Raw genomic sequence first — 25770 nt, 5'->3', positions numbered from 1 at the left:
AAGGAAACACAGCGACCGTAGGGAGCTGCTGTTGACTTATCGTACGGAGGTGAGGGAAGTCGCGCTAGTCTCTGGGTGCTGGAGCTGGACGTGGCAAATTCAGTTGTTTAGTTATCCACAACACATATTTTATAATTTTCTAGACAAACACAAAAGCGACCTGGTATAGCTACCAGATCGCTTTTGTGTACTCACTTTATTCTCTTTCCTCCAGGTTTATTTCTAACGGGTCCATTTTAATAGGCTGATTCGAACTTAATGTACCAAATGGGACAATTAGCGAGTAATCACTCATAGTTAAAGCAGCATCCACCGGAAAGCTTGATTGAAATTGGAGTGATTCATTGTTAATCAATTCTGTTTTAACACTCCTGATTTGATGGTTGATCATTTGATTTGGATCTGTCTCTCCACTTTCCCCTGTCTGTATATCATCTGTTTCAATTAGCATAATATAGTTGGCAAAGTTATCGATTATATCCTGGGACAGTTTTTGATCATCCACATTCACTAATGCATAATCAACAACAAGCTGGCCATCTTTTACTTGTGTATTTGTAACACGGATAAAATAACTAAATCGTTCACTTTCAATTTCAAAAGGGAGTGTCTGATCAATTGACGCGGTTGTCTCCTGCTCATACTGTCTGATTTCTGGTTGAATGATTAGTTTACTAGCATCTCCCTCTACCTTGCTGCCAAACAATTCACGTATGTTTTTCATTACGGAATCTCCATTCTCTTCGGCCGAAATGGTGTCTGCATGGTGCTTGAATAAACGATTACCGAGGTTATCTGTTACCGTCAATTGAATATTATCATGCTTTCCACTAGCTGGAAGTGTAGTACGATAAGATAACATAGTGGTTGCTTTTCCTTTAACAAGCTTTTCTAATTCCAGCGTGTAACCTCCCCATACAACTTGGCCTTCTACATCACTTTCTACCGCTGGAATTTGTTCTATTGGAACATCAAATTGCCAATTTCCTTCTTTTCCTAATATGGATGTAAACGTTAATGGTAGACTTTCTATATCGGAAAGATCTGCTTTAGGGTTATAAAATTCCATGGTACCGACATAACCTTCCTCTGTCTCTGTTATTCCTGTAGCACCACTTGACCACTGGTTTTGTTCATCACCGTTAAATAGATGATAGCTGTAACCTATTTCCGGTCCTTTATTTTCTCCGAGGTTATCTAATGACAGTGCTTTTCCATTTGCCTTAAAAGCCACTCCAATTACGTTACCGTCATAATAAGCATTCGATATTGTGATATCTACTCCCTTGTTAGAAGTAGACTCATTTATCTCTGTTACTAGATTTCCCTTCCACAAATTCTCACCAATATTTAATCCATATTTCTCATAGATGGACCCTATAACCGGAACAGCTGCAAGTACATTAGACACAGGAGCAAAAACTAATCCTGCTGCTAAAAAGGAGGCAGCAGCTGTTGAGGATACCGTTGAAATAAGTTTATATTTCTTTTTTCGCTCTTTTCCTTTCTGATCCCTTGCACGTTGTATCCCTTTATCGATTGCTGTATCTGCTTCCATCTTGGGGAAATCAATGTTCTCCATTTCAGTTTGAAAATGCTTCTTGTTCATAGTACCTCGCCCCTTTTAGAATACTTTTAAGCTCAATTCGCGCCCTGCGCAAATAAGTTTTAACCGTGTTTTCTGATTTTCCCATCGTTTCAGCTACCTTTAAAATTGTCATGTCATGAAAATAGAAAAGAATAATTGCTGTTTGGTATTCAGAACTTAGCTTTGTAATTGCTTGAAGTAGGTCTATTCTTTCGTCTAAGTTTTCCGGGTCACTTTCGGCCATATGTACAATGTCTTCGTCTAATATAAGTCGCTTTCTTTTTCGTAATATGTCTAAAGCAGTCCGAATGACAATACTTGTCAGCCACGTTTTGAAATACTCTGGCCGTTTCACTGATCGTACAGACATATATGCTTTATATATCGATTCCTGCATTACATCTAATGCATCTTCTCTATTTCGCACATATAGAAAAGCCGTTTTATAGATTCTTTCACTGTCTGCCTTAACTAGCATCTCAAATGCTTTTTCATTTCCTTTAATTGCCTTTTTGACAAGTTTTATATCCATTTCCAAGCCCCCTTTCAATCATTAGAGCAAGCAGACCTTCAAAAAGTTTCAATAAATTATTAGACAGAAAAAAAGACTTCCCTTTACGGAAGCCTCTCTTACTTTCTCTTTTTTTCTAATCGATATATTCCTTTACGGTCACGGAGTGTACAGCCATTTTTATAAAAATATCTATCATAGCTTGGTTGCTAGTATCCGTGCTGCCAACATAATAGGTTGCGTTCTTCTCTTTAAGAAGGGATAGGGAAGCTAGATGCATAGAAGCTCCTAATCCACGTCCTCTCATTTCTGGGACAACGCCAAAGTAGAACATTCTGCCCTCGTCTGTTGTTCCTTCTTCAATATGAGGGATACTTATGCCGCACGCCTCTCCCTCGTAAGTAAAGGAATAACAAAAATCTCGCCAAGCAGGACCAAGCTCGCTTTTTATCGAGTTCATTACTTCCTCTATCGGCTGTTTTTTATTCTTATTCGCTGAGCCGGAACGACATCGCTCATAGAGGCTTGCATAATCTTGATCCGTTAGGCGCCCTTCACTTAAGTTGTTCCAGCGAATGGGAAAAGCATGTTCTTCTATGTTATCCAACGTTCGTGTATACTCTACGATCGTCGATACCTTATTAAATCCCTCATCCAACAATACTGCTTCAGAGGTTTCCTCTAAAAGCACTGAAATGAATCCATACTCTTTCGATTTCCATTCCTTAACGAGTTTGTGTAATGAAGTCTCATATAATTCTTTGGATATGCCGTCCTTCTTTAACTGGTCTACAAGCCAATATTTACCGGGACTTTTAATTGTATGAAAATGCTCCATTCTCAACCCTCATTTCTACTAAGCGAAAGATTAACGGATTGCACTAATTTTATATTTATCGCCTTCTTTTTTTATCTCAAGGGAAAAATAGCTTTCTTGCTCTACTTCCGTTCCATCTTCTTCCTCATAGACTTCTTTATACTCAAAATCATAAAGGAAATAAGATGTAGCTTTCGTTACAACTTCATTTCTAACTTCTGTAACTAGTTTTGGTTTAGGACCAGTGAATTGAATAAGTTCACTCTCTTCTTCTAACATTTCTTTCGTAAATAAATCCATTTTCACTTGATCAAACTCTTCTTTTGTTTGCGCGCCTAAAAGCTGATCGTATTTCTGCTTTAGTCCCTGTGCAATATCTAATAATTCTTGTTCACTATATGTAAAAAAGTCTATGTCGGCTTCCTTAATTTCATTTGTCGGCGTACCCTGATCAGCTGCTCGTTTACGGTTTTCTGCCAGCCCTTGTTCTCCGGCGCAAGCAACTAAAAAAAGAATAAGCAAGGTGGCACCTGCCAATAAAATATATTTTAACAATGATACTCTCTCTCCCTTTGTGAATCTGGTTGTTTTTACCTATGCTGATTATACTATATTTATAGGTAAGCGGAAGGGAAAATCTAAAAATTATACATATTATTATAAGAATTCATAAATTAAACTTAAAGCAAATGCTGTCTGTATGACTAACTCTCCCCAGAAAGCATTATACATTCCAACGCTTTCTTCTCCTAGCATTTCCCCTTAATAAATTTTAAAGTTACCCTTATATACTAGTTTTAGAAGAGCCACTTCATTTATTAATAATTCTTTTTTCGTGCTCCAGTAGCCATTCTTTGCGCCACAAACCGCCCGCATAGCCAGTTAGCTTTCCGCTTGTACCAATAATACGGTGACATGGGAATATAATACTAATTTTGTTTTTGCTATTCGCACTTCCCACTGCCCGTACTGCCTTATCACGTTTAATGGATATCGCAATATCTCTGTAGCTACCTGTTTCCCCATAAGGAATCTGTCTTAATGCTTGCCAAACTTCTTGTTGAAAAGGGGTACCTTCCAGTTTAAAGGGAAGGTCAAATTCCAAACGTTCCTCGTTAAAGTACTCATCCAGCTGTTTATAGCAATCTTTCAGCGTCTGAGGAAGGCTGTCCGAATAGGCGTATTCTACCTGCTGTTTCTCTGTGTAGGATACTTCATAGATCGCTTCCTCCGTTCCCGTTATTTCAATTACACCTATTGGCGACTTATAATCTACTTTATTCATATAATGACCTCCATAAAAATATCGTTGCGTAAGCTTCCCACCCTGCCCAATTTTTCGCAATGTTCGCTATTTCTTCGACAGTTGGCTTCCAGCTAAGTTGTTGTTTTAATGCCTGGTGAATGCCGGCGTCTGCAATAGGGAAAGCATTGGGCATCTGAAAACATTTCATAAGCACATAATCTGCTGTCCAAGCACCAATTCCCCGAATGGAAAGTAACGCTTTTTTCAATTCTGGATAGCTTTTCTCTTCAAGCTCTTGTAATGATAAGGTACCATCTCGCATTTTCTTTGCTATATCTAGTACATACTCCGCTTTTCGGGAAGAAAACTGCAAGTCTCTTACTATTTCGATGTTCACGTCAGCGATAACTGCCGGTTGGGGAAATATCCAGTATGTCTCTCCCTCCCAATCCAGTTTTTCCCCAAAGCGCTGCACAAATCGGCGTTTTAATGTATACGCAAACGTCAGATTGATTTGTTGTCCTGCGATGGCCCAGACAAATGCTTCAAAAAGATCAGGAATCCCTACCACCCTTAATCCACTATACGTTTTCACAAGGTCCTTTAAATATGGATCCTGCTGTGCTAGTTGATAAAAAGGCTCTACATCACGTTCCAAATCAAACCACTTTGTTACATAATCAGCAACAAAATCCTTGATTGCTTTGTTGAATTTTCCGTTTAAAAACTGAATGTATAGCTTGCCATCCTCTTCGGTAATCGAAAATAAGACAACTTCGTCCTCCAACCTCAACGCTTTAAAAACGGTTCTCCCTTTAACCAAATGAAGGATCTCTTGATCAGACCTTTTTAAGAAAACAAGCGTTTCATCAAAACGAAAGTGACTCGGACTTCCAGCTTCCAGGTACGTTTGCTTATCCTCCCATTGCATTCGTACAGCCTCCCTCCTATTAACTTGCAGTCTTTTCCCTCTCTATTAACTATTCTAACAAAATATTGACGCTTTTACGCCAGGAACTTATTGAATCGTCTGGATACGCTGAAACATTTGAGCTGATCTTTTCGTAATACGTCATGTACCGTTAAAACACATGAGCAACATTCCACCAAATATGGTGGTGCAACGTAGTAGAAAAGGAGTGTTACATATGTCGGAAAGTCTTTTATCTCCCAACAAAAAACTTTCCAAGAAAGCAGTAAAGGTCTGGCGGCTTACCGAAAGCCTTTCCAACGTTATTAGTATTATCGTGCTATCTATACTGTTTTATTTGGATTATTACTTTTCTTGGGTTTATTGGATTGGTTGGATTCTTATCGGGTTAGTCGTTATTGGGATTGTTGGCGGCATTTGGGGATATATTAAACCTGGATTATTGTACAAGCATTGGAGGTACGATATAAGCGAGGAATTTCTCCAGCTGAAATCCGGTGCTATAAAGGAAGAACACCAGCTTGTACCCATGACAAAGATACAATCTGTCTCAACGAAACAAGGGCCATTATTGCGTAAATATGGGTTATATGCGGTAACCGTCCAAACGATGGGGTCTACCCATACCATCCCGGCACTAGAAAAAGCAGTTGCAACTGAATTGCGAAATACCATTGCCAAGTATGCAAAGGTGGAGGAGATGGAGGAATGAATGAAGCCAAACGACACCATCCCTTGCAAATCGCCTATGATCTTTGGGGATTTATTAAAAACACCTTTTTTATTATTGTCATCCTGTTTGTTTTTCAAGCAGGTTCAGACTCCTGGCTGGTCAAGTATGGGAGGATCGCATTTCTGACATTGGTTGCCGTAACAATCATTTATCTCGTGTTTAAATGGTTCACAAACAAATATACACTTACACAAACAGCCTTCGTCTTAACTGAGGGGGTTTTTTCAAAGAAAAGAAAAACCGTACCTTATTCCAAAGTGCAGCATGCGAAGCGAGAAACCAAGTTATTCCACCGGATTTTCCGTGTCACTTCCATATCATTTGAAACAAGCTCACAAGGGGATGATAGCTCTGTGACATTTCATGTTGTGACACCAGCTGAGGCAATCCGGCTGGAAAATCAGGTTTCTCAGCAAAACGCGGGGGTGGAAGATGCGGATCAAGCCGTTGTCGACTCCGTGGATGAGACAAAACCAGGTTCAGAAGTTGAATCAGAGGCAGAAACAGGTCGTATTGTTCACTTTAGTCCAACGAAAAAAGAGGTGATAAAGGCCTCCTTTACCTCCTTAAGCTTCCTTGCCGTAATTCCCATCTTAGGATCCCAAGTAAATAAGTTTGATGATATTCTTCCTAACGATCAGCAAGCAGAGGGAATGGTTGGATTTATTCTTGATCGTTGGTGGCTAATTGCCCTGACAATTATATTAATTGTTGGCCTATTAATGATCGGCGGGGTAATCTGGACCTTTTTAAAGTATGGCAAATATGAAATTGCTTCTGATAAAGATAAGGTGTATATCACAAAAGGGGTATTGGAAGAGACTGCTTTTTCCATTACGAAGAAAAATGTACAGGCCATTCAAATTCAACAGTCCTTTATGAAGCGGATACTTGGACTAGCAGAGGTGAAGCTCGTGGTCGCAGGGGCGCTTGGAGATGATGGTGCGGACGTTAATAGCCTTTATCCTTTTTTACCAGTAAAGAAAGCCCAACAACTCGTAGAGGAAATCCTGCCGTCTTATCGACTGACAGATTCGATGGAGTCCCTACCTCGTGAATCATTTTGGTTCCGCATGCTGCGCCCAAGTTGGTTTTGGATCATTGCTACTGGTGTGCTTTTTGTCTGGAAGCCTGACCTTTTTGGTCTTTCTGAATATTGGTGGGCTTTTTCGATTATCCTACTAATACTAATCGTTATGTCACGGGTTCTGGATTATAAGCATACACGCTACACCATAAATGATACATTTATTCAGTTAAAAACAGGTGGCTTCGGAACAAATTTGTTTCTTTCCAAGCGCAGTAGCGTTATAGAGGTTGGTGTCTCACGAAATATCATACAAAAGAAGCTTGGGTTGGCATCACTCGCAACCGTAAACCGTGCCAAGCCAGTATTACACACTACCATGGATGACGTACCGGTAGAATGGGCTGACGAATTTCTTGCATGGTACCAAGATAGAAATCAAGAAATTGAGTTGAAGTAATCGAACAGACTCGGATTACAAAATCCGGGAAAAGCCTGTTGTATTCTTATAATCCAGGCTGGATAGTGCACTATTTTCCCCAGAACCGAATAATCACTCTGTCTGTAACTTCTAAGCTCATTGACTTTCACTCGCAAATGGTGTAAATTAAGCAATAGACGAACGATAATTATTAGTTCGTAAATAACATTCGGTTTTAGGAGTGTATAAAGTGGAAAACGTATTTGATTATGAAGATATTCAATTAATTCCAGCAAAATGTGTTGTAAACAGTCGCTCAGAGTGTGACACAAGCGTTACACTAGGCGGACATACATTTAAATTACCAGTCGTACCAGCAAATATGCAGACTATTATAGATGAAAAAATTGCCGTGCATTTAGCCGAAAAAGGTTACTTTTATGTCATGCACCGCTTTGAACCAGAAACGCGCCTTGGATTTATCCAAGACATGCAAAACCGTGGACTAATTGCCTCTATCAGCGTAGGGGTTAAAGATGAAGAGTATAGCTTTGTTGAGCAATTAGCAAACGAAGAAGTTGTTCCAGAATTTATTACGATCGATATCGCTCATGGACATTCTAATGCCGTGATTAATATGATTAAGCATATTAAACAGCATTTACCAAAAAGCTTTGTCATCGCAGGAAATGTAGGGACTCCTGAAGCAGTTAGAGAATTGGAACATGCGGGAGCAGACGCTACCAAGGTCGGAATCGGCCCAGGGAAAGTTTGTATCACAAAAATTAAAACAGGCTTCGGTACAGGTGGCTGGCAGCTCGCAGCATTGCGCTGGTGTGCCAAAGCTGCAACGAAACCAATTATTGCGGATGGCGGGATCCGTACGCATGGAGACATTGCTAAATCCGTACGTTTTGGCGCTACGATGGTGATGATTGGCTCCCTTTTCGCTGGACATGAAGAATCTCCAGGAGAAACAATTGAAAAAGAAGGAAAGCTTTATAAAGAGTACTTTGGTTCTGCTTCTGAATTCCAAAAAGGCGAAAAGAAAAACGTGGAAGGCAAGAAAATGTATGTCGAGCACAAAGGCTCTCTTGACGATACATTAACTGAAATGCAACAGGATCTACAGTCCTCCATTTCTTATGCTGGAGGCAGCACACTGGATTCTATCCGTACTGTTGATTATGTTGTTGTGAAAAACTCCATTTTTAATGGCGATAAAGTATACTAAATCCCTAATAATATAAGACAAAAAGAGGTGCACATTTGAATGTGCACCTCTTTTTTATGTTATTTCTATTCGTCTCCAATCTCTGCACTTTTCTACACCCTAATCATATTTTTTTGTCTCCGTGTCATAATAAGATCCTGGAGGTGTTGAAATGCCAAGTGAATCAAAGAAAAAGCGTGCTGGTATGAGTGATGAGCAAGCAGTTAGAGGAAAATTGTCAAAGCAATTTGACCATGAATTTGCTAACGAGCCACTAACCACAGCAGAAAAGTTGAATAACAAAAAAACGAAGAAAAGACAATAGTTTTTTATCCCGGAGCAACCGTCCGTAAGACTCCCACTTCTAAACATGAAGTGAAGCCGAGTTTTTAGTGGGAGTAAACAGACGCTAACATCCCCGATTCGTTCAACTAACAATCAGTGGAAGAAAGAAAACCCCCACTGATTGAAGTTTCATTTTATAAGGCTAATTATATAAGTTAAGCGAACTAGGTAAGATCTATAATTACCGCTCCAGAAATACATTTCGCTTTCCGCGGGCGGCTGGTGAGCCACCTTGTGCTTCGCACAAGGGGGTCTCACCTATGCCTATTAATCCCGCCGGAGTCTTCATGTATTTCCTACGCTATGAATAGCCCTGAATCATTAACGCACAAGATCACACTGCTTAATGGAAGAATAATTTATAGTAACACTATAGATATGTACGAGATATTCTTTAAAGCTTTTTCACAAATTTGGTTTTTAACTGCATTTCGCCAAGGCCATCAATTTTACAATCAATGTCATGATCGCCATCAATTAAACGGATGTTTTTAACTTTGGTTCCTCTTTTTACGACTGAGGATGTACCTTTTACTTTTAAATCCTTGATTACCGTAACGGCATCTCCATCATGAAGCAACGTTCCATTGGCATCTTTGTACACTTTCACTTCATCTTGCTGATCCGCTTCTGCTTCTCCCGTCCACTCATGTGCACACTCTGGACAAACAAAAACGTTCCCATCATCATATGTATATTCTGAATGGCATTTTGGACAACTTGGTAGTTCGTTCATAGGTAGAACCTCCTTTAACATACCGTTAGTTTACCATATCTCAAGCAGGTCGACTTTAAAAACTGGCGAGCTTTCATATATACCAAAAGACACCTATAGAAGATGATCTCTCTATAGGTGTCCCACCCTCCGAATATTTTACAATACTTCCAACGATTTCTCAGTTAATTCCCCGTCCCTCATCAAACCATGAATATCACCATTTCCAGCAAGTTCTGGATCATGGGTTACCAACACAACAGTTACTCCACTTCTATTAATTTGTTGCAAAATTGCAATCATCTTATCACGATTTTCTAAATCAAGATTCCCAGTAGGCTCATCACAGAGTAATAGCTCCGGATCATTCATTAATGCCCGTGCAATAGCAGTTCGTTGCTTTTCCCCACCAGATAGCTGATTAGGCATAAAGTTTTTCCTCTCGAGGAGACCAACACTTTCCAGCATTTGCTTTGCTTTTTCCGCTATTTCTTGTTTTGGCATATATGGTAATAGAGGGATCATCACATTTGTCAGTACATCAAATTGCTCAAAAAGTTGAAAATCCTGAAAGATATAACCTAGCGAGGTTCTGCGAAAATGACTACGTTCTTCTTCAGTTGCGTTCATTCCATTTAAGTCCCCGATTTTGACAATACCCTTATCGGCCTTTTCAATGGTCGATAAGCAACGTAAAAAAGTCGTCTTCCCGGAACCAGATGGCCCTGTAATGGTCATCCAGCTTCCTGATTCAATCGTAAACGTGATATCTTTTAGTACATTAACCGATTCTATTCCTGATTGATATGTTTTACTCATTTGTTTAACCTCAATTCGCAAAATTTCTTCCCCCTTTCTTCTCTAAACAACGCAATATATAGAGTGATCCAGCTAAGGTTAGAGCTAAAATGAAAATAGCTCCCAGTACACCTATCAAAACGCTGACAGTTGAAACATCCAAGAAATAAAGTGATATACAAATACTTCCTATCCATCCTGCCAAAATAGCAATTCCAGCCCAGAACAGTACTTCTTTTAAGTAATATTTTCTAATAGCACCTGCTCCCCAACCTAGATATAGGAATAACTGTATTTCATTTTCTCTTTTTTCCCAAAGTCTTTTGAGTGATTGATAAACTGTAGTTAGACTAAGTCCATACAACAGGATAATTATGAGAATGAATAAGCCTTCTACTTCCCCATGAACGTAATTTCCAAGTCTCGTTTGCGTAGTTTGTTCCACACTTTGTAATAAGAAAAAGGGTAAGAAGCATGTCAAAATGGTAACGATTAAAAGTTGTAACCCAGACGCCAATAATCGAAACCGATAGAACCAAATATTTTGCTGTGTAACAGTTCCTCCGCTTTGTTTCACTTTTTTCGGCTTACGTTTCTGTATGCTTGTCGTAAAAGCATATACTAAAAGGGTTAAAAGACTGACACCAACTGCTAGGATAAGGGGCAGCCATTCTTCCTGGATGATGCCATAGACAGTAAAACCTATAAAAACAAGTAACATCGGAATAACTAGGATTTGCCCTAATTCCTTATAACGTAGCCGGCGTATGAGTTTATGAGACCAGCCAAGCCTTGCCAATAGCTGCTCATCTCTCTGTCGATCTTCAAGTAAATGAAACAACGTAAACCCAATAAATATAAATGCAACCAATACATAAAGTACTGTAATCACAACTTGCAGCAGATTCCAACTAGATACAACCGTATCTGCTGCTCCTAATGTCGTAAAGGATTGCATTACTTCCCCGATACCCTCTACATCTACCGAAAGCTCTTGTAAAGAAGCCCCTGCTACTATATCGACCGTGAATCCGCCCTTTTCCCATTCATTTGCCAGTTTTCGAATAAGCGCTGCTGCCTCTTCATCGTACCCTGTGAGCCCAGCTACTTTCACCCGAATTGCATCTATTGGCGCCTCTCCTTTTATTTTTTCTGCCCAGTTCAATGATATAAGCCCATGAGCAGGCGTCGTAATAAAGCTTCCTGGTACCGCTGAAGGGTGAAGCTTCTTTGAAGGGTCAGAAGCCAAATATGGAGAGGTACTACCATAAATACCAAGTGGAGCCGAAGCTAGTTTATCCGTATTTTCTTTAATAGAGAAAAAACCTACATTGGCGAATTCAAAAGCTTCTTGTTCGTTTACAGGATCGTCATTCTCATTAAGCTTAAAATACTCTACCTCTTCAATTTCCCTATATGTAGGTGCGTGATAATCATCGTTGATCCCCGTTTGGGTTACGGAAAGCTCCTTTTCATTTTTGATATCGTATCGGACAGGAGATAGTTTATAACCAATTTGCTGAGAAAACGGAGTTCTACTCCCGCCTAAATAGTCTTCCCCTGTTCCATCATCTGGAGAAAGTTTTCCTTTCTCATCTACATAAAATGGTAAAATTTCAAAGGGCGACGGCCCATCTTCCGGACGGAAGACGTACACCTCTTCATTATGTCGACGTTTCTTACTAATATAGTTTTGTATCACTTTTTCATATTGAATCGGATTTAGATCCATTGTTTTTATCGGATTACTGTCTACAAATTTACTTGACCATGTTTTTACCTCTTCTTCTGTAGGTTCCTCTAATGAATCCACTGTTAATTTAATCGTATTAGGGACCGGGACATCCTTTAAACTTATAATAGGAATAGCAAGCTCCTGCTTCGTTATATATTTTAAAGTAAGACCATCGTCTATACCTTCATTTAACAGACTTAAATTATAATCCGTTAATCTACTTTCCTCTACCGGGTCTACCGCTACAACCTGATGATAGGAAATAGGAAAGGAGAAAGATGCTATCTCTTCCATAAAAAAGTTATTTAAGACTTCCAGAGAGGAAGGATATTGGTGAATAGATTTCATATCACTGCTAAAATCATACATATAAGTTTCTTTTCCATAAGTATAATCATTTACGCCATCACTTGTACTGTAATCCACTCCATAATATCTCAAATCATTTTCTTTTTTGATCATCCAGGTACGTTTCAAAGCCGTAAATAGTCCAACTGATGCAACTGGCGCAGCAATTTCTACCTGTGGATGTTCTTTTACATCCTCCCACTGTGTTGTAGTGATCCCCCCCTCCCCTGAGCCAAGATAATTTTCTTCAATGATACCCAGTTTTTGTTCTAAATCGGTCCTGGCATCAGGTGGTCTTAGCAAAATATCGTAGGATCCCCTCGAAAAATTGGTAATATTCTGCTTTACTTGCTCGTTCGCATCCGCTAAAGTAGCCAAGGTATAGGAAACGGTGCTTATGATTAGCACAAGCACCGTTATCATTATGTAGAAAGTTCTCTTGCTGTATAAATTTATTTTACTATTCATATACTCACACCTAATATGAAATTCTGGCTGTACCGTAAGCCCATGGACTAGGACCATATTCCATGTTAGTTACTCTTGCAGATATTGTATACTCTTTGTAAGTGTTGTTTTTATAAGTATGAGTGAAACTTCTGCTTGTACCTTCATAGCCAGAATACTCTTTACCATCACCCGGTCTAAATGTAAAGTGGTTACTTCCTCCGTGACTTGAACGTACTGTCACTGTTTTTGGCACATAATGAGTTCCATAGACTACCCCTGGAACATATGCTCTAACAGCAGACTGAATATCAATCTTTTCTGTCTCTTTTGTATCCTCAGCAAAAGTTTGAACCCCAGCAAAACACAAAAGTAGTGTAAAAGTAAACAGTGAAGCTAATAGTATTTTTTTCATTAGAAATCCTCCTACCATTTATTTTCATACAATCTGAACATTAAGAAAATTAATTCCACATCTTATCTAGTCCATAATTTGCTGTATATGATATATATAACATATTTTTACAAATATTTCAATAATAAATTTAAAATATTTCCTTTTTTCTGCCATTTAAACTATACACTTCCGTTAATTAGCTTCATTACAATGTTCTAGAAGCTAGGTTTGCAATTGTGTTAAGGCCAAGAATGATAGTAATGATCCACGCCAGCAAAGATACTTGCAAAAAAGTCAAAGCCGTTTACAATGTCAGCATACTGCATTAAAACAAAGCACATACCTAACAATAAAACTGCATCGCGCATTCCCCTATCGGAAAGCCAAGTGATAGCAATACTTGGAAAACAGCCATTTCTATAAATAACACCCAAACGACAATTGGCAGTAACTCCATCAATACCCCTCCCCAAATAGCTATTTACGCACTAAAAAACAGATGTGCCATTTTATACATACAGCACATCTGTAAATAGTTTCATCTTTAATTTAGTTGAAAAAGCATTACAAGCCCATAACCAAAAACCGCTAAGAAAACTGATCCAACCACACCTGCAGCGAAACCTTTCATGCCAAGTTTACGGAAGGTCTTGACCTCTACATTTAACCCAAGCCCAGCCATTGCCATTGCAATTAAGATGTAAGCAATCGAGACAATGCTATTTGCTACAGACTCTGAAACAATTCCTAATGTATTAAAACCACTCATGGCCAGAAATCCTAAAATGAACCACGGGAAGATAGACAGACCCGGTTTGTTTCCTGCTGTTTTTTTACTTCCTCTCTGCACTAGATAACCAATGACAAAGGCTACAGGGACAAGCAATGCCACACGTGTCAACTTAACAAGAACCGCCATATCAACGGCCTCTTCTCCTCCAGCACCCGCGGCAGCTACTACGTGTGCCACTTCATGCAAGGTACCCCCTGCAAAAATGCCATAGCCTGTTGAAGATAATGGTAGCAATCCGTAGATTAAGCTGTACACCAAGGTGAAAGTGGTTCCTAATAATGCTACGATACCAGCAGCCACAGCGGTTTCTGTTTCCTTCGCTTTAACTATCGGGGCAATGGCTACAACAGCTGCCGCCCCGCAAATCGCTGTTCCGCATGCTGTAAGTATTCCTAGGTTTCGATCCACACCAAACCAGCGCGCTAACAAATAAACAAGCACAAGCGCAAACATGAGATTAAGGAATGCAATAATAAACACATTTATTCCCGCATTGTAGATGTCCGCGAGATTTAAACGCATACCTAGCAAGATGATCCCCAATCGTAAAAGTTTTTTATTGGAAAACGTTACGCCTTTTTGTAGAACTTCAGGTAATCCCAATGCCGCCCGCCATATCATTCCCAAGATAATGGCGATAACGAGCTGGCCCATGATTGCTAATAAGGGCAATTTTGCCAGTAATCCTGCCAATAAGGCCAGCAAAAGTGTTAACCCAATGCCAGTAATAAAACCTTTCCCCTTGTTTTCTTGCAAAGTCTTTCCCATATGTATACCCATAAATTAACCACGTCCTTCTTCTCTCTCCACCTACTCTATCTAATAATTATCTATTAGTGAAATACATATAAATTATTGTTATGATTAGAAATACTAATCGCAAGGAGGGGTTTCATGTATTACGATGCACTTAAAACCTTTGTTACGCTTGCTGACGTTGGCAATTTCACAAGGACCTCGCAAGCCTTACACATTTCACAGCCAAGTGTAAGCTTACATATTAAAAACCTGGAAAAAGAATTCCACACAGAGCTCTTTATCCGTTCACCTAAATCAGTACAGATTACGCCAACAGGAAAGATCCTCTATGATCGAGCTAAACAAATCATCGCGATGTATGAGCAAACAAAGGAGGATATTGCCACCCATCATCAATCCATCCAAGGCCAACTAAAGATAGGGGCGAGTTTCTCAATCGGTGAATATATTTTACCTATGTTTCTTCAAAGGCTACAGGAGGACTTTCCTGCGTTGGAATTAGAAGTTGTCATTGGAAATACGGAGGAAATTATTGAACAAGTGCGCCTTTTCCAGGTTGACGTGGGCTTGATTGAAGGCCAAAGCAATGAAAAAGAACTTACAGTCCAGCCGTTTATGAAGGACGAACTCTCGGTCATTTGCTCTAATGACCATGAACTTGCTGAGAAAGAGCATATTGCAATCAAGGATTTGCAACAGCAAACATGGATTACAAGAGAGGATGGTTCGGGGACCAGGGAGTTCTTGAACCATGTGATTCGTAGCAACGGTCTCTCTGTGAAATCATTACTTAGCATCAGTAGCAACCAGGGAATCAAAGAGAGTGTCATGAGAGGCATGGGCTTGTCTCTGCTATCCCGCAGTGTTATTTCCCGGGAAAAGGTGCATGGATCACTGGCGGTGCTAGAAGTGGAGGATGTGCAATTCACACGAACTCTTTCCTATATCTATTCTCCTGTTATGCGAAGCAAAAAGAACGTAGAAACATTTATTGGTGTAGTGGAAGCTTTTAAAGGGAATAGCATCGCAGATCGTATCGCCACAGTAAAGGAGTCTTAATATGAAAAAAATAGCATTATATGTATTTGCCATTCTCTTTATATTGGCTGGGATATCCCATTTTGTGCTGGAACCCTTCTTCACAGGGGCTATGCCTGATTGGGTTCCCTTCCGACCTGCAATTGTTTATATTTCAGGAGTCATCGAGATCCTACTAGGCATTGGCTTGCTATACAAGCCGACTCGGAGAAAAGTAGGAATTCTCATTGCAATATTCTTAGTATTAATCTTCCCAGTGAATATTTATATGGCGTTAGAACCAGAGCAGTACAGTATTCCTGCCTTTGCATTATGGTTACGTCTACCCCTGCAATTTGTGTTAATTTGGTGGGTGTTAAAAGTCAGAAAAGTCGGCTAAACTATTTTAATTTGTGGTAATATTAGTTTAATAGAGACAGCCGAAGGACGTGGATGAAATGGACTCGACTATGGAAAAAGGTTTGCAGTCAGATTGCGCAAATTGCTTTGGACTTTGCTGCACAGCATTACCCTTCGCAAAGTCTGCTGATTTTCCTTTTGATAAACAAGGTGGTAGTCCCTGCCGCAATCTAAGAGAGGACTTTAAATGTGGGATTCACCAAAATTTACGTGTGAAGGGCTTTAAGGGATGTAGCGTCTTTGAGTGTTTTGGAGCAGGGCAAAAGGTTTCTCAGGTAACCTATAATGGTGTAAGCTGGCGAGAAAACCCTACAATCGCTGAGGAAATGTTCGACGTCTTCCCGGTTATGCAACAGTTGCATGAGATGCTTTATTATTTGGTTGAAGCAATTGAAAATAAAGCTACAGCAACTATCCAGTCTGCATTACGGCACATGTTAGATAAAACAGAAGAGCTTACAAGATTACCGGCAACAGATTTACTCAAACTCTCTGTTATGGACCACCGAACAGAAGTAAATACTTTACTGATACAAGTTAGTGATCTGGTGCGGAAACAATCTCCTGTAAAGGTAAATCCATCTAAGCGAAGAGATCTGATTGGCGCCAATCTGAAAGGAAAAGATTTACGCGGAGCGAACCTGCGAGGTACTTTGCTGCTAGCAGCAGATTTACGAAAGGCAGACCTGAGATGGGTAGATTTTATCGGAGCAGATTTACGTGATGCTGACATTCGAGGAGCAAACCTTCGGGACTGTATTTTCCTAACACAAGCGCAAGTGAATGCAGCTAAGGGAGATAAGAGTACGATATTACCAACGGGGCTGATGATGCCGAATCACTGGTAGACAATATCTTTAACCTTTAAACAAACAATACATACCTTTTTAAAACCGCAAAACAAATGGTAAAAATCCCTAACACTTTTGGGGGCGCTTTAATCTAAGCGACTTTTCAAAATAAAGTGAGGTATGTAAATGAACAAGAAACGACTGCTTATTATTTTAACTATCCTGTTTTCTGTTAGCGTTGTCTTAAATCTCTATTTGGGAATTACGAGTTATATTAAAAGCACCTACACTCCCAATCCAGATGACCAGCAGATATTAGGAGAAATGACAAAGATGGTATTAGAAAATGAGCAATACCAGGAGATTGCCTCTAATGAGAAGGTGTACGCGATTAAACAAGGTGTAAGTCGATTCAATGTCTCCGATCCGTCTTCGATATTTCATTATGAAGTTTCTGTTCAAACTGAGAAACAGTCTTATATTTTTACATGTACCGATGAAAATTGTACAAATGTATCAAATGAAGGATGGACCTATTCTAGATACAGTGAAGAAAAGCCGTTACTACACGTGGATATCAACTAACCATCCAAGTAACACACTTCTTGCAGTTTACTATATAAATCTCTTATAGGAACGATAATTATCACATACACCAAAAAGCAATGACGTAACGTATATTAAGGGGAAAGCGCTAGTTACATGTAGCTAGCTTTTCCAATAATTTAAAGGGGGAAAATCATCTGAACCAAGTATTATTAATCATTGATGCACAGCAAGAATTAATTGAAGGAAACCGTGAAGAAAGTGCTGTTTATAATAAAGCGCAACTTATTAGGAATATCAATCTAGTTATTGAAAAAGCGATTAAATTAAGTGTCCCTGTTGTTTTTGTTAGGGATCTAGAAGTAGCTGAAGGCAAAGGAGAAGGTTTTCAGGTTCATAAAGAAATTCATTCACCCACTAAAGCAATGTTTTTTGATAAAGCTGCTACGAACTCCTTCCATGGTACCGGGCTTTTAAATCATCTAACATCTCAAGAAATCAAGCATATCGTTATAATGGGATGTGCAACCCAACACTGTATAGATAGTGCAGTTAGAACAGCAACTATCAGTGGTTTTGATGTCACATTGGTAGGTGATGGGCATTCGACGCCGGACAGTGTTACATTAAGTGCAGCCCAGATTATAAAACATCATAATGAAACCCTTCATGGTCATTATAACGTTGAACATTTTTCAGTAGTCAGAGACGCGGAGGAAGACTTATTCTCTCCAACTCACGATTCATATAGATAGTGAACTTTATTAAGAGGAAGATAATTGGTGTTAGCAGTAGTGAATACAATTGGGGGAATCATCTTCGCCAATTGGGTGCTTCGCAACTATGGCGGTTTATAGCTACTTGTTAGCCCTGCTTCGTGCTTACCATAGTTTTTGGGGGAGGTCAATGGATCAATACTTTGTAGGATGGGGTACTCTAGCGTTAATAAACGCTGGGCTCGCACAAGGCAAGAATAGAACAGGATTAAACTGGTTTTTGCTCTCTCTTATATTAGGCCCGATTGCAACACTCATTTTGTTGTTTGTTGAGAAAAGAGAGCATTAATATTGTTATCATAACAAAATGGCATACGACGTTTCGTATGCCATTTTAGCGTTATTAATATCCCTTATCATAATCAACTAGGTTCTTAGAAGGTTTTTCCCCTTCAAGGTAATTCTTAAGATTTGGAATGAAGACATCCCGCACAACACGCTCCGTATAATGTTCTGTTGACCCAGCAGTATGTGGTGTAACAATCACGTTTTCCATGTCCCATAGTGGGCTATCTTCCGGTAATGGTTCTGTTGCGAACACATCAAGTCCTGCTCCAGCAATTTTGCCAGATTGGAGGGCCTCAACTAACTCATCTTCTTTTACAATCAGCCCCCTGCCAATATTGATCAGAATAGAACTATTTTTCATTTGCTCGAATTGTTCTTTCCCGAATAGGTTTGTTGTTTCATCTGTAAGTGGCAGTGTGATTACGACAATATCACATTGTGGAAGCACATCAGATAACTGATCAGGTGTATACATTTCATCCACATAATCTGTGCTTTTTCCTGAATGTCGCACGCCGAGTACTTTCATACCAAAAGCCTTGGCTATTTTAGCTGTCTCCAAACCAATCGCTCCAACACCGAGCACTCCAATTGTTTTCTCATGAATTTCAAGTTTTAGATCTGCATGCTCCCATTGCTTTTGCTGTTGCTGGCGGACATATGTATGAATTTTGCGCGTAAGTCCAAGCATCAAAGCAAAAATCGTTTCGGAAATTGGATAGGCGTGCACACCATTAGCACTCGTAATGGATACGTTACGCTCACTTAGTTGTTCAAGTGGCAAGTTATTAACACCAGCACTCCAAGTTTGTACCCATTTCAGGTCATTGTTTTGCTCCAAAACCGTTTGCTCGATTGCTTTTTTCCAGTGTAGGATGACCTCTGCATCTTTTAAATCTTCTTGCAGTTCATCCGTATCTTTCCCTGAAACAATTTCCCAGTCGGGAGCTACTTCTTTGATTTCATCGATGTATTTTTCATCTAGATCAAGATTGACTACAATTTTACGCTTGGACATTACGAACCCTCTCCTCTAAAAGTTTGTTTTATCTACTCTATACCCTAATTTCTGATGATATGCACCATACCCTTGGGCTAAGCATCTATATCCTCTAACTTTCCTTCAATCAGGTTAGGTTCTCGCTCAATGGTGTCTTCTGGAAAAATAAATGTCCATGGCATACTGCTTCTCTCCGCTAACTCCAGGTTAGGAAAGGAAAAAGTATGACTAGCAACAAGCTCCCCTTCTTCCATGTACCTTAATGGCAGCTGAGTGAAGGGCATAGCTTCATCACTAAAATTTTGGACAATTACTGTAATAAGCAGCTCTCCACGATAGTTACGCGCTTGCCAAAAAGGAATATATTTTATACGGGTAGCTTCTTCGTTAGCCTGTTCAAATGTTATTTCTATCTGTTTTCTATCCCCAAGTGAAATAGTCTTATCCCATGCTTGTTCCCAAACTAATTGTTGCATTGTCTCATTCCCTTCCTTTTACTGCTAGTAGGTTACGGTATCAGTCCATATATTTCGTAATTAATTCATAAGACCTTTCTTTTGTTAGCTGTGCTTGTGTACTTATATATTGCATGGTTTCCATGGAGCCACCTTCATATTTGGCTGCCTCTTCTTCTGCTTTTGCATCTCTAATGTTGATCCATTCCCGTTGCTCTTTTCTCAAGTTTTCCATTTCTTTCTCCGGAAGCTGCTTCTCCAATTCAGCATATACTTCGTTTAATGCATCATCCCACATATTAAAGCTCTTCCCGGCAAATTCAGTTAATGCGCGCTGTGTAGAGCCTATTTCCTGTTCCTCAGCCGCCAATTCTTCTTCTAAATCGACTAGCTTGTTACGATAGATTGTTTTCATATCAGAATCAGCTTCTTCTGAATTTCCCTCTTCCGCTACTTCGCTATCTTCTTCCTGTTCTTCCGTTGCTGTTGTATCACTTTCTTCATCCATGTTTGTTTCTTCTTCCACATTGCCCTCATTCTCAGCATTTTCATCCGTATCCTCAGCTGTAGTGTCTGTATCATTCATGCTATTATCTGCTTCCTTTGCACCCTCGTCATTCTCGTTTCCGCAGGCTGCTAATAGTAACATTAGCGCCCCGGCTAAAAGTAATTTCTTCATATTCTAATCATCTCTTTCTTTTTTTCTTATATGCTGTCCCCTTATAGTATTATCCCACTATGGACAGTGCTTGTCATTTCAAAAACTTCATTTCACTCTACGAATAATCTAGGCGAAAACATCCAACTTAAGTGTGGGAGGTGCTATTTATGGGGAAAGATCGTCAAGAAAAGAAGTTAAAGGCTAGTGGGCGTGTGGAGTCCGATCGTGATACCGGTCTACGTTATCCCGGCTCAACTAAAATGTCTAGTCCAGAAGAAGCCAGAAGATTAAACGACGGCCATAAGTAAACCTATATACGAGGGTCCTCACAGAGTGGTGGCCCTCATTTCCTTTTACGCTATTACAGCAACGCATAGCTTTTACCTTTTTTACAAATGCTACAAAAAAAGGAGGATCTATATGAACCACATAAAATCCATTGCAATTAAGGCAATCGCCACACTTGTTTTACTATTTGTTGTGTTAGGGCTTGTCTACGAGATGCCATTTGGCGACGTTTTGTTTATTACAATAACCTTAGGCGTTCTATCATACTTGATTGGAGACCTATTCATTCTTCCCCGAACCAATAATACAGTAGCTTCTATCTCTGACTTTGTTCTTGCTTTCGCTGTTATATATATGATGAGTGAAGGGTTAGAACCAGCAGGCGAATGGATGATTCCTGCACTAATTTCTTCCATCGGTGTCGCTGCATTTGAAGCATTCTTCCATAAGTATGTGAGCAGGCAGATGGAGAACAACTCTTCCACACCTAATGCAACAGGGAGAATGAACTTAGGTACAGAGGCATCTGAAGAGCTTGATCCACAGGATAATTACGATAAATAAAGACAATAAATTAAAACGGAGGAATACATTTGTTTAAGCATATTAAAGAACTGCAGTACAACGCTAAACCTACTCAGCCAGACCCGGTCTATGCTAAAAAGCTACAAGAGATTCTCGGTGGCCAATTTGGTGAAATTACCGTTATGATGCAATACCTTTTCCAAGGATGGAATTGCCGAGCAGATCAAAAATATAAAGACATGATTCTCGATATCGGCACAGAAGAAATTGCCCATGTAGAAATGATTTCGACTATGATCGCACAGTTACTGGACGGGGCGCCTGCTAGAGACCAGGAAGAAGCTGCTAAAAATCCGGCAGTTGAAGCAGTACTTGGGGGGATGAACCCACAGCATGTCATCGTATCTGGACTTGGCGCAACGCCGACAGACAGTGTTGGGTACCCATGGAATGCACGTTATACAATAGCAAGTGGGAATTTATTGGCTGATTTCCGAGCCAATTTAAATGCTGAATCTCAAGGACGTCTACAGGTTGTCCGTTTGTATGAATCAACTACTGATCCTGGTGTAAGAGACATGCTATCTTTCCTTATCGCAAGAGATACCATGCACCAAAACCAGTGGATGGCTGCTATTGAAGAACTGGAACAAGCACAAAAGGCGATTGTACCAAGTACCTTCCCACAGAACTTGGAAAAGCAAGAGGTTTCCTATTCCTTTATGAACTTTTCCCAAGGGGAAGAAAGTGCACAAGGTCGTTGGGCCAGTGGCGAAAGCATGGATAAGCAAAGCAACTTTGAATATGTTGCAAATCCTGAAGCAATGGGGCAGATTCCTCAACTGCAACAGGCACCTGCATATATTCATAACAGTCCAGACCCAACAAAGCCCGCACCACCTAACATGGAATCAGCAAACTATGACAAACAAAATTAGATGTCACCGATAATGCGGAATTTTGTACCTTTTTTCCATCTAGGAGGTGTTACAGTTGAATAAAGACCACCAGGATAAACATGCAAAAGCAACAAGTCGTTCGAAATCTGGCCGCGAGAAAGCCATGCATAAAACAGATACAACAAAGTTTTCAAGCCCAGAAGAAGCCAGAATTCAAAACAAAACGAATAAGTAACGAGTAGCGGTCCCTTTAAAAGGGGCCGCTTTTTATTTATCCTGATACACGCTAATGGGGAGAGGTCATTTAATCTTTTCTAGTAGGATTATCCATACATGAAGATGGCTTACAGGGAGAAGATAAAGTGAGACTTCGATTAGCGGGAGTCTAACGGCCAGTTGCACCGGGATAAATAAGAAATATTGATAAATGGGAGGAATCATCATGATGCAAAATCAGAACCAACAATCCAATCCAAATGCTGCCATGAATCAAGCGATGTCTAAAAACCACGGTGGCCATGAAATGTTTGACGCCCATGAAGTACTTGCAGGGATCATTAGTATGCTTGACCAATATCAAATGTATGATCAACATATACAAGATCAAGAACTGAAGAACATTGCCCACCGACAATACACTTTTGTTACCCAATTGTATAATACAATGGTGGAGTGCTTTAAAACAGGGCAGGATCCTTCTGTTCCAACTCAGCAATATCATATGCAACAGGAAAATGAAGTTGTTTACGGATTGAAGCCAGGGCAACCAAAGAAACCGAACAGCTCTGTCAGCCAGCTTTCTGACCAAGGCCTTTCTGCATACATGCTCGGGAACATAAAATCATTAACGTCCCTGCTTGCCATGACAGCCGCCGAAATCACGAATCCTGTATTACGTCGTGTGGTCGCCGATAGTGTCCCCAATTTTATTGAGCTCAGCTACGAAATCTTCCTGTACCAGAACAAACATGGCTACTACCAGGTCCCACAGCTAATGGAACAAGACATGCAGCAAATGCTTAACAGCTATGCCACCGTTCCCCAACAAGGGAACAACGTACACTAGAACATATTGTAAAGGGAATAAAAGCCGGCATTACTCGAATTCACTATCATAATTCGGGTAATCGCACGGCTTTTTCATTGATGATTCACTTTGGGGTGGTTCGATTTACTTTCTGGTATTATCGATTCACTTTGCCATGTTCTCGATTCACTTTCTGGCTTTCTCGATTCACTTTGCCTCGTTCTCGATTCACTATTGAGTGCTTTCACTTTTTTCGAACCCGTTATCTTCCCTTCGCCGAGGTACCTCTTTTTCTGTGCCCTTAATGAGAAAGCCGATTCCTAGCAGAAGAAAGCTGACACCGATCCAGGAAATGAAGCTTAATTCTTCCCCAACAAAGAAAACTCCTAAAAATGCTGCCGTTAAGGGCTCTGCAAGCGACAATGTGACAGCAGTAGAAGATGGGATATGCGCGAGTCCTTTTGCAAATAGAAAATAGGCCAAGGCAGTCGCAATTAATCCTAGGTGAAGGCTAGCAGCTGCTCCACTTAGCTCTGTAACCCATGTCATATCATAGATAAACAATAAAGGTGACAGCAAAATAGCACTTAGGGTAAATACCACAGCAACTACGGAGATAGAGGTGAATTCCCTTACTAAGTCCTTACTAACAAGCGTGTAAATTGCAAAGGATAGTCCTGCACCAAGTGCTAATAAAATACCAAGAGGATCTACATAAACAGATGATTGGTTTAAAAAAAGCAACAGGCAGCCGAGAATAGCTAAAAGTGTAGAAATCCACCAGACCTTTACAGGACGCCTTTTCCAGATCACCCATTCCAGTAACCCAGATAAAATGGGGGCACTACCTATCGCGATTACTGTCCCAATTGCCACGCCTGTCATGTTGACTGCAGTAAAGAAAAACGGCTGATAGGCAGCCATGCTGATCGCAGCCAAAATAGTTGGCTTGAGTGGCCAGCTTTTGAGATCTAATTTCCCCATTAGTAAGACAATAATGGTTAGCGCGATACCACCTACTGCTAAACGGGCAGTACCCACTGCCACAGGATGTGCGCCCTCTGGAACAAGAGTTTGCACCGTCCCCGTTGTCCCCCAGAGCATTGCTGCAAATAAAACCATTCCGACTGCTACCTTTCCACCCATTTCAATCCCTCCTCGAAAAACACTGCTCTTCCTTTATCTATAATTAAGTAAAAAGATAAAAAGACGCCTCCACACTATTAAAGTGAAAGGTCTTTTTATCCCGGTGCAACCGTCCGTAAGACTCCCACTTCAAAACATGAAGTGAAGCCGTTAGTTTTTAGTGGGAGTAAACGGACGCTAACACCCCGATTCGTTCAACTAACAAGCAGTGGGGGAAGAATGAAAACCCCACTGCTTGAAGTTTCACTTTATCCAGTTAATTTTCTTTCATTAAGTATAAAGCGAATAGAAAAAAGTGGAAAGCGTTTCGTTTAAAAAATTTCCATTGATGTGATGCGTTAGATCGTTAATGCTTCCTTCATTTTTTTCTTTACAATCTTAGCTGCATTTATCTTCGTGTGCAAAACCGGAGATATGTAGCTCGTATAGTTTCTTTCTGCAATAGCTTTTTTCAATTCTGCTACCGTATTAAACTCACCTTCAAACGTGTTTTGCACAGCTCCAATGTGGATCGGATGATGAGAGTCACTACCATATACAACAGGTAATCCAATTATTTCAGCAAATGCTTTAACATCTTTTCTCATCCGGTCAATTCCATGTTCATGCATGTCTTTTCCATTTAAATCAAAGGCGTCAAGCCTCCTCAGTAATGATGGGTCATGATGATGTAATGGTGTTGAAGGTCTCAATGGATGGCCGCCGATAAGCAATAAGTTATGCAGTTCACCTAACTGTAGTAGCTCCTCAAATAGAACAAAGTTATCTTTATCTGTATGTCCGTCAAGCAACCTTCTAATTGTTAGCAGCTTCGTTTTATTTCCGATACAAAGGATATGGCCAACCTCCTTTACATCAATCTCCATTCCTGTAAATACTTTAAAGCCATTTACGTTGTAATAGTCATCGACATAAGGATAATGCTGATCAAGTTGCTCATAAATTTCATAGAAATTTTTCGTGTTAAAATGCTCTGTCATCGCTAACGCGTTCAAGCCTGATTCCTGTGCATTTAAGATAACCTCGTTAAAAAATTTAATATCAAAGTCTACTCGCTTTGCTAACTTTACATGTGTATGAAAATCAATTTTCAATTAAACCAATCCT

General features: G+C 40.0%; 32 protein-coding genes. 15 read left to right on the top strand and 17 right to left on the bottom strand.

The genetic code is table 11. The features are described from left to right. Positions 1–196: 196 nt before the first annotated feature. The 6 genes from K3T81_RS00800 to K3T81_RS00775 form a co-directional block, all read right to left on the bottom strand. Positions 197–1609, bottom strand: a complete 1413-nt coding sequence (locus tag K3T81_RS00800; RefSeq protein ID WP_238017531.1) for a DUF4179 domain-containing protein — start codon at positions 1607–1609, stop codon at positions 197–199. Then, complete coding sequence (locus tag K3T81_RS00795) at positions 1584–2120, bottom strand: sigma-70 family RNA polymerase sigma factor (protein WP_238017528.1); 537 nt, start codon at positions 2118–2120, stop codon at positions 1584–1586. The genes K3T81_RS00800 and K3T81_RS00795 overlap by 26 nt, the downstream gene beginning before the upstream one ends. A 115-nt stretch (positions 2121–2235) precedes the next feature. Further along, positions 2236–2937: a GNAT family N-acetyltransferase gene (locus K3T81_RS00790; protein ID WP_238017525.1), complete on the bottom strand. Its 702-nt coding sequence runs from the start codon at positions 2935–2937 to the stop codon at positions 2236–2238. Positions 2938–2967: 30 nt separating this feature from the next. Further along, positions 2968–3471 carry a hypothetical protein gene (locus K3T81_RS00785; RefSeq protein ID WP_238017522.1) on the bottom strand — a complete coding sequence of 168 codons (504 nt, stop codon included), beginning with the start codon at positions 3469–3471 and terminating at the stop codon, positions 2968–2970. A gap of 256 nt (positions 3472–3727) precedes the next feature. Beyond that, a complete protein-coding gene (locus K3T81_RS00780) occupies positions 3728–4201 on the bottom strand; it encodes a methylated-DNA--[protein]-cysteine S-methyltransferase (protein ID WP_238017519.1) in 474 nt (157 codons plus the stop codon). Further along, positions 4194–5093 carry a DNA-3-methyladenine glycosylase family protein gene (locus tag K3T81_RS00775; protein WP_238017516.1) on the bottom strand — a complete coding sequence of 300 codons (900 nt, stop codon included), beginning with the start codon at positions 5091–5093 and terminating at the stop codon, positions 4194–4196. The genes K3T81_RS00780 and K3T81_RS00775 overlap by 8 nt, the downstream gene beginning before the upstream one ends. Positions 5094–5310: 217 nt before the next feature. Here K3T81_RS00775 and K3T81_RS00770 point away from each other — a divergent pair, with 217 nt between their 5' ends. The 4 genes from K3T81_RS00770 to sspO all read left to right on the top strand — a co-directional run bounded on the left by K3T81_RS00770 (position 5311) and on the right by sspO (position 8812). Continuing rightward, positions 5311–5805, top strand: coding sequence for a PH domain-containing protein (locus K3T81_RS00770; RefSeq protein ID WP_238017513.1), 495 nt, complete (start codon positions 5311–5313; stop codon positions 5803–5805). Further along, complete coding sequence (locus K3T81_RS00765) at positions 5802–7313, top strand: PH domain-containing protein (RefSeq protein WP_238017510.1); 1512 nt, start codon at positions 5802–5804, stop codon at positions 7311–7313. Before K3T81_RS00770 ends, K3T81_RS00765 begins: the two co-directional genes overlap by 4 nt. Before the next feature lie 211 nt (positions 7314–7524). Beyond that, complete coding sequence (guaC, locus tag K3T81_RS00760; protein ID WP_238017507.1) at positions 7525–8508, top strand: GMP reductase; 984 nt, start codon at positions 7525–7527, stop codon at positions 8506–8508. Positions 8509–8659: 151 nt separating this feature from the next. Beyond that, positions 8660–8812, top strand: coding sequence for a small acid-soluble spore protein O (gene sspO / locus K3T81_RS00755; protein WP_036577858.1), 153 nt, complete (start codon positions 8660–8662; stop codon positions 8810–8812). Positions 8813–9226: 414 nt separating this feature from the next. Here the strand turns inward: sspO and K3T81_RS00750 are convergent, their stop codons facing one another. From K3T81_RS00750 to K3T81_RS00730, 6 genes are all read right to left on the bottom strand, one after another. Further along, positions 9227–9568: a zinc ribbon domain-containing protein YjdM gene (locus K3T81_RS00750; RefSeq protein WP_238017504.1), complete on the bottom strand. Its 342-nt coding sequence runs from the start codon at positions 9566–9568 to the stop codon at positions 9227–9229. Between the two features lie 138 nt (positions 9569–9706). Continuing rightward, the gene (locus K3T81_RS00745) at positions 9707–10387 is read right to left on the bottom strand and encodes an ABC transporter ATP-binding protein (protein ID WP_238017501.1); all 681 of its coding nucleotides are present in this window, start codon (positions 10385–10387) and stop codon (positions 9707–9709) included. After that, entirely contained in the window at positions 10377–12896 is a 2520-nt protein-coding gene (locus K3T81_RS00740) for an ABC transporter permease family protein (RefSeq protein ID WP_238017498.1), read from the bottom strand. The genes K3T81_RS00745 and K3T81_RS00740 overlap by 11 nt, the downstream gene beginning before the upstream one ends. A 10-nt stretch (positions 12897–12906) precedes the next feature. Next, the gene (locus K3T81_RS00735) at positions 12907–13290 is read right to left on the bottom strand and encodes a hypothetical protein (protein ID WP_036577865.1); all 384 of its coding nucleotides are present in this window, start codon (positions 13288–13290) and stop codon (positions 12907–12909) included. Between the two features lie 221 nt (positions 13291–13511). Continuing rightward, the gene (locus K3T81_RS19440; protein WP_275949811.1) at positions 13512–13640 is read right to left on the bottom strand and encodes a hypothetical protein; all 129 of its coding nucleotides are present in this window, start codon (positions 13638–13640) and stop codon (positions 13512–13514) included. A 176-nt stretch (positions 13641–13816) separates the two neighbouring features. Next, positions 13817–14845 carry a YeiH family protein gene (locus tag K3T81_RS00730; protein ID WP_420830765.1) on the bottom strand — a complete coding sequence of 343 codons (1029 nt, stop codon included), beginning with the start codon at positions 14843–14845 and terminating at the stop codon, positions 13817–13819. A 114-nt stretch (positions 14846–14959) separates the two neighbouring features. On the opposite strand from K3T81_RS00730, the gene K3T81_RS00725 reads away from it, so the two are divergent. The 6 genes from K3T81_RS00725 to K3T81_RS00700 all read left to right on the top strand — a co-directional run bounded on the left by K3T81_RS00725 (position 14960) and on the right by K3T81_RS00700 (position 18663). Beyond that, on the top strand, positions 14960–15883 hold the full coding sequence (locus K3T81_RS00725) for a LysR family transcriptional regulator (protein ID WP_238017495.1): 924 nt from the start codon (positions 14960–14962) through the stop codon (positions 15881–15883). 1 nt (position 15884) lies between these two features. Next, positions 15885–16241, top strand: coding sequence for a DoxX family protein (locus tag K3T81_RS00720; protein WP_238017492.1), 357 nt, complete (start codon positions 15885–15887; stop codon positions 16239–16241). A 58-nt stretch (positions 16242–16299) separates the two neighbouring features. Next, positions 16300–17109: a pentapeptide repeat-containing protein gene (locus K3T81_RS00715; RefSeq protein WP_238017489.1), complete on the top strand. Its 810-nt coding sequence runs from the start codon at positions 16300–16302 to the stop codon at positions 17107–17109. A gap of 129 nt (positions 17110–17238) precedes the next feature. Continuing rightward, positions 17239–17637, top strand: coding sequence for a hypothetical protein (locus tag K3T81_RS00710; RefSeq protein WP_238017486.1), 399 nt, complete (start codon positions 17239–17241; stop codon positions 17635–17637). Positions 17638–17795: 158 nt separating this feature from the next. Further along, the gene (locus tag K3T81_RS00705) at positions 17796–18353 is read left to right on the top strand and encodes an isochorismatase family protein (RefSeq protein ID WP_238017950.1); all 558 of its coding nucleotides are present in this window, start codon (positions 17796–17798) and stop codon (positions 18351–18353) included. Positions 18354–18504: 151 nt separating this feature from the next. Further along, complete coding sequence (locus tag K3T81_RS00700; protein ID WP_238017483.1) at positions 18505–18663, top strand: hypothetical protein; 159 nt, start codon at positions 18505–18507, stop codon at positions 18661–18663. A gap of 54 nt (positions 18664–18717) precedes the next feature. On the opposite strand, the gene K3T81_RS00695 is transcribed toward K3T81_RS00700, so the two are convergent. The 3 genes from K3T81_RS00695 to K3T81_RS00685 all read right to left on the bottom strand — a co-directional run bounded on the left by K3T81_RS00695 (position 18718) and on the right by K3T81_RS00685 (position 20796). Further along, positions 18718–19680 (bottom strand): D-2-hydroxyacid dehydrogenase, encoded by a 963-nt coding sequence (locus K3T81_RS00695; protein ID WP_238017481.1) that lies wholly within the window; start codon positions 19678–19680, stop codon positions 18718–18720. A 77-nt stretch (positions 19681–19757) separates the two neighbouring features. Next, positions 19758–20138 (bottom strand): SLAP domain-containing protein, encoded by a 381-nt coding sequence (locus K3T81_RS00690; protein ID WP_238017479.1) that lies wholly within the window; start codon positions 20136–20138, stop codon positions 19758–19760. A 40-nt stretch (positions 20139–20178) separates the two neighbouring features. Next, a complete protein-coding gene (locus K3T81_RS00685; protein ID WP_238017477.1) occupies positions 20179–20796 on the bottom strand; it encodes a lysozyme inhibitor LprI family protein in 618 nt (205 codons plus the stop codon). A 149-nt stretch (positions 20797–20945) separates the two neighbouring features. Between K3T81_RS00685 and K3T81_RS00680 the strand changes: the two genes are divergently transcribed. The 5 genes from K3T81_RS00680 (at position 20946) to K3T81_RS00660 (ending at position 23556) form a co-directional block, all read left to right on the top strand. Further along, positions 20946–21086 carry a YpzI family protein gene (locus K3T81_RS00680; RefSeq protein WP_081779480.1) on the top strand — a complete coding sequence of 47 codons (141 nt, stop codon included), beginning with the start codon at positions 20946–20948 and terminating at the stop codon, positions 21084–21086. Between the two features lie 112 nt (positions 21087–21198). Then, positions 21199–21630 (top strand): YndM family protein, encoded by a 432-nt coding sequence (locus K3T81_RS00675; RefSeq protein WP_161464373.1) that lies wholly within the window; start codon positions 21199–21201, stop codon positions 21628–21630. 29 nt (positions 21631–21659) lie between these two features. Next, complete coding sequence (locus K3T81_RS00670) at positions 21660–22529, top strand: manganese catalase (protein ID WP_036577879.1); 870 nt, start codon at positions 21660–21662, stop codon at positions 22527–22529. A 55-nt stretch (positions 22530–22584) separates the two neighbouring features. Next, a complete protein-coding gene (locus K3T81_RS00665; protein ID WP_238017475.1) occupies positions 22585–22725 on the top strand; it encodes a YpzI family protein in 141 nt (46 codons plus the stop codon). A gap of 207 nt (positions 22726–22932) precedes the next feature. Beyond that, entirely contained in the window at positions 22933–23556 is a 624-nt protein-coding gene (locus K3T81_RS00660; protein WP_420830764.1) for a spore coat protein, read from the top strand. Positions 23557–23748: 192 nt separating this feature from the next. Here the strand turns inward: K3T81_RS00660 and K3T81_RS00655 are convergent, their stop codons facing one another. Further along, a complete protein-coding gene (locus K3T81_RS00655; protein WP_238017473.1) occupies positions 23749–24663 on the bottom strand; it encodes an EamA family transporter in 915 nt (304 codons plus the stop codon). Between the two features lie 338 nt (positions 24664–25001). Further along, positions 25002–25757 carry a PHP-associated domain-containing protein gene (locus tag K3T81_RS00650; protein WP_238017471.1) on the bottom strand — a complete coding sequence of 252 codons (756 nt, stop codon included), beginning with the start codon at positions 25755–25757 and terminating at the stop codon, positions 25002–25004. Positions 25758–25770: the final 13 nt, after the last annotated feature.

Origin of the sequence: Oceanobacillus jordanicus (genome assembly GCF_022095695.1) — a bacterium.
In the GTDB taxonomy this organism is placed as follows: Bacteria; Bacillota; Bacilli; order Bacillales; family Amphibacillaceae; genus Oceanobacillus_B; species Oceanobacillus_B jordanicus.
The sequence above is the reverse complement of the archived record's forward strand: the minus strand, read 5'-3'. Positions and strand labels throughout refer to the sequence as shown.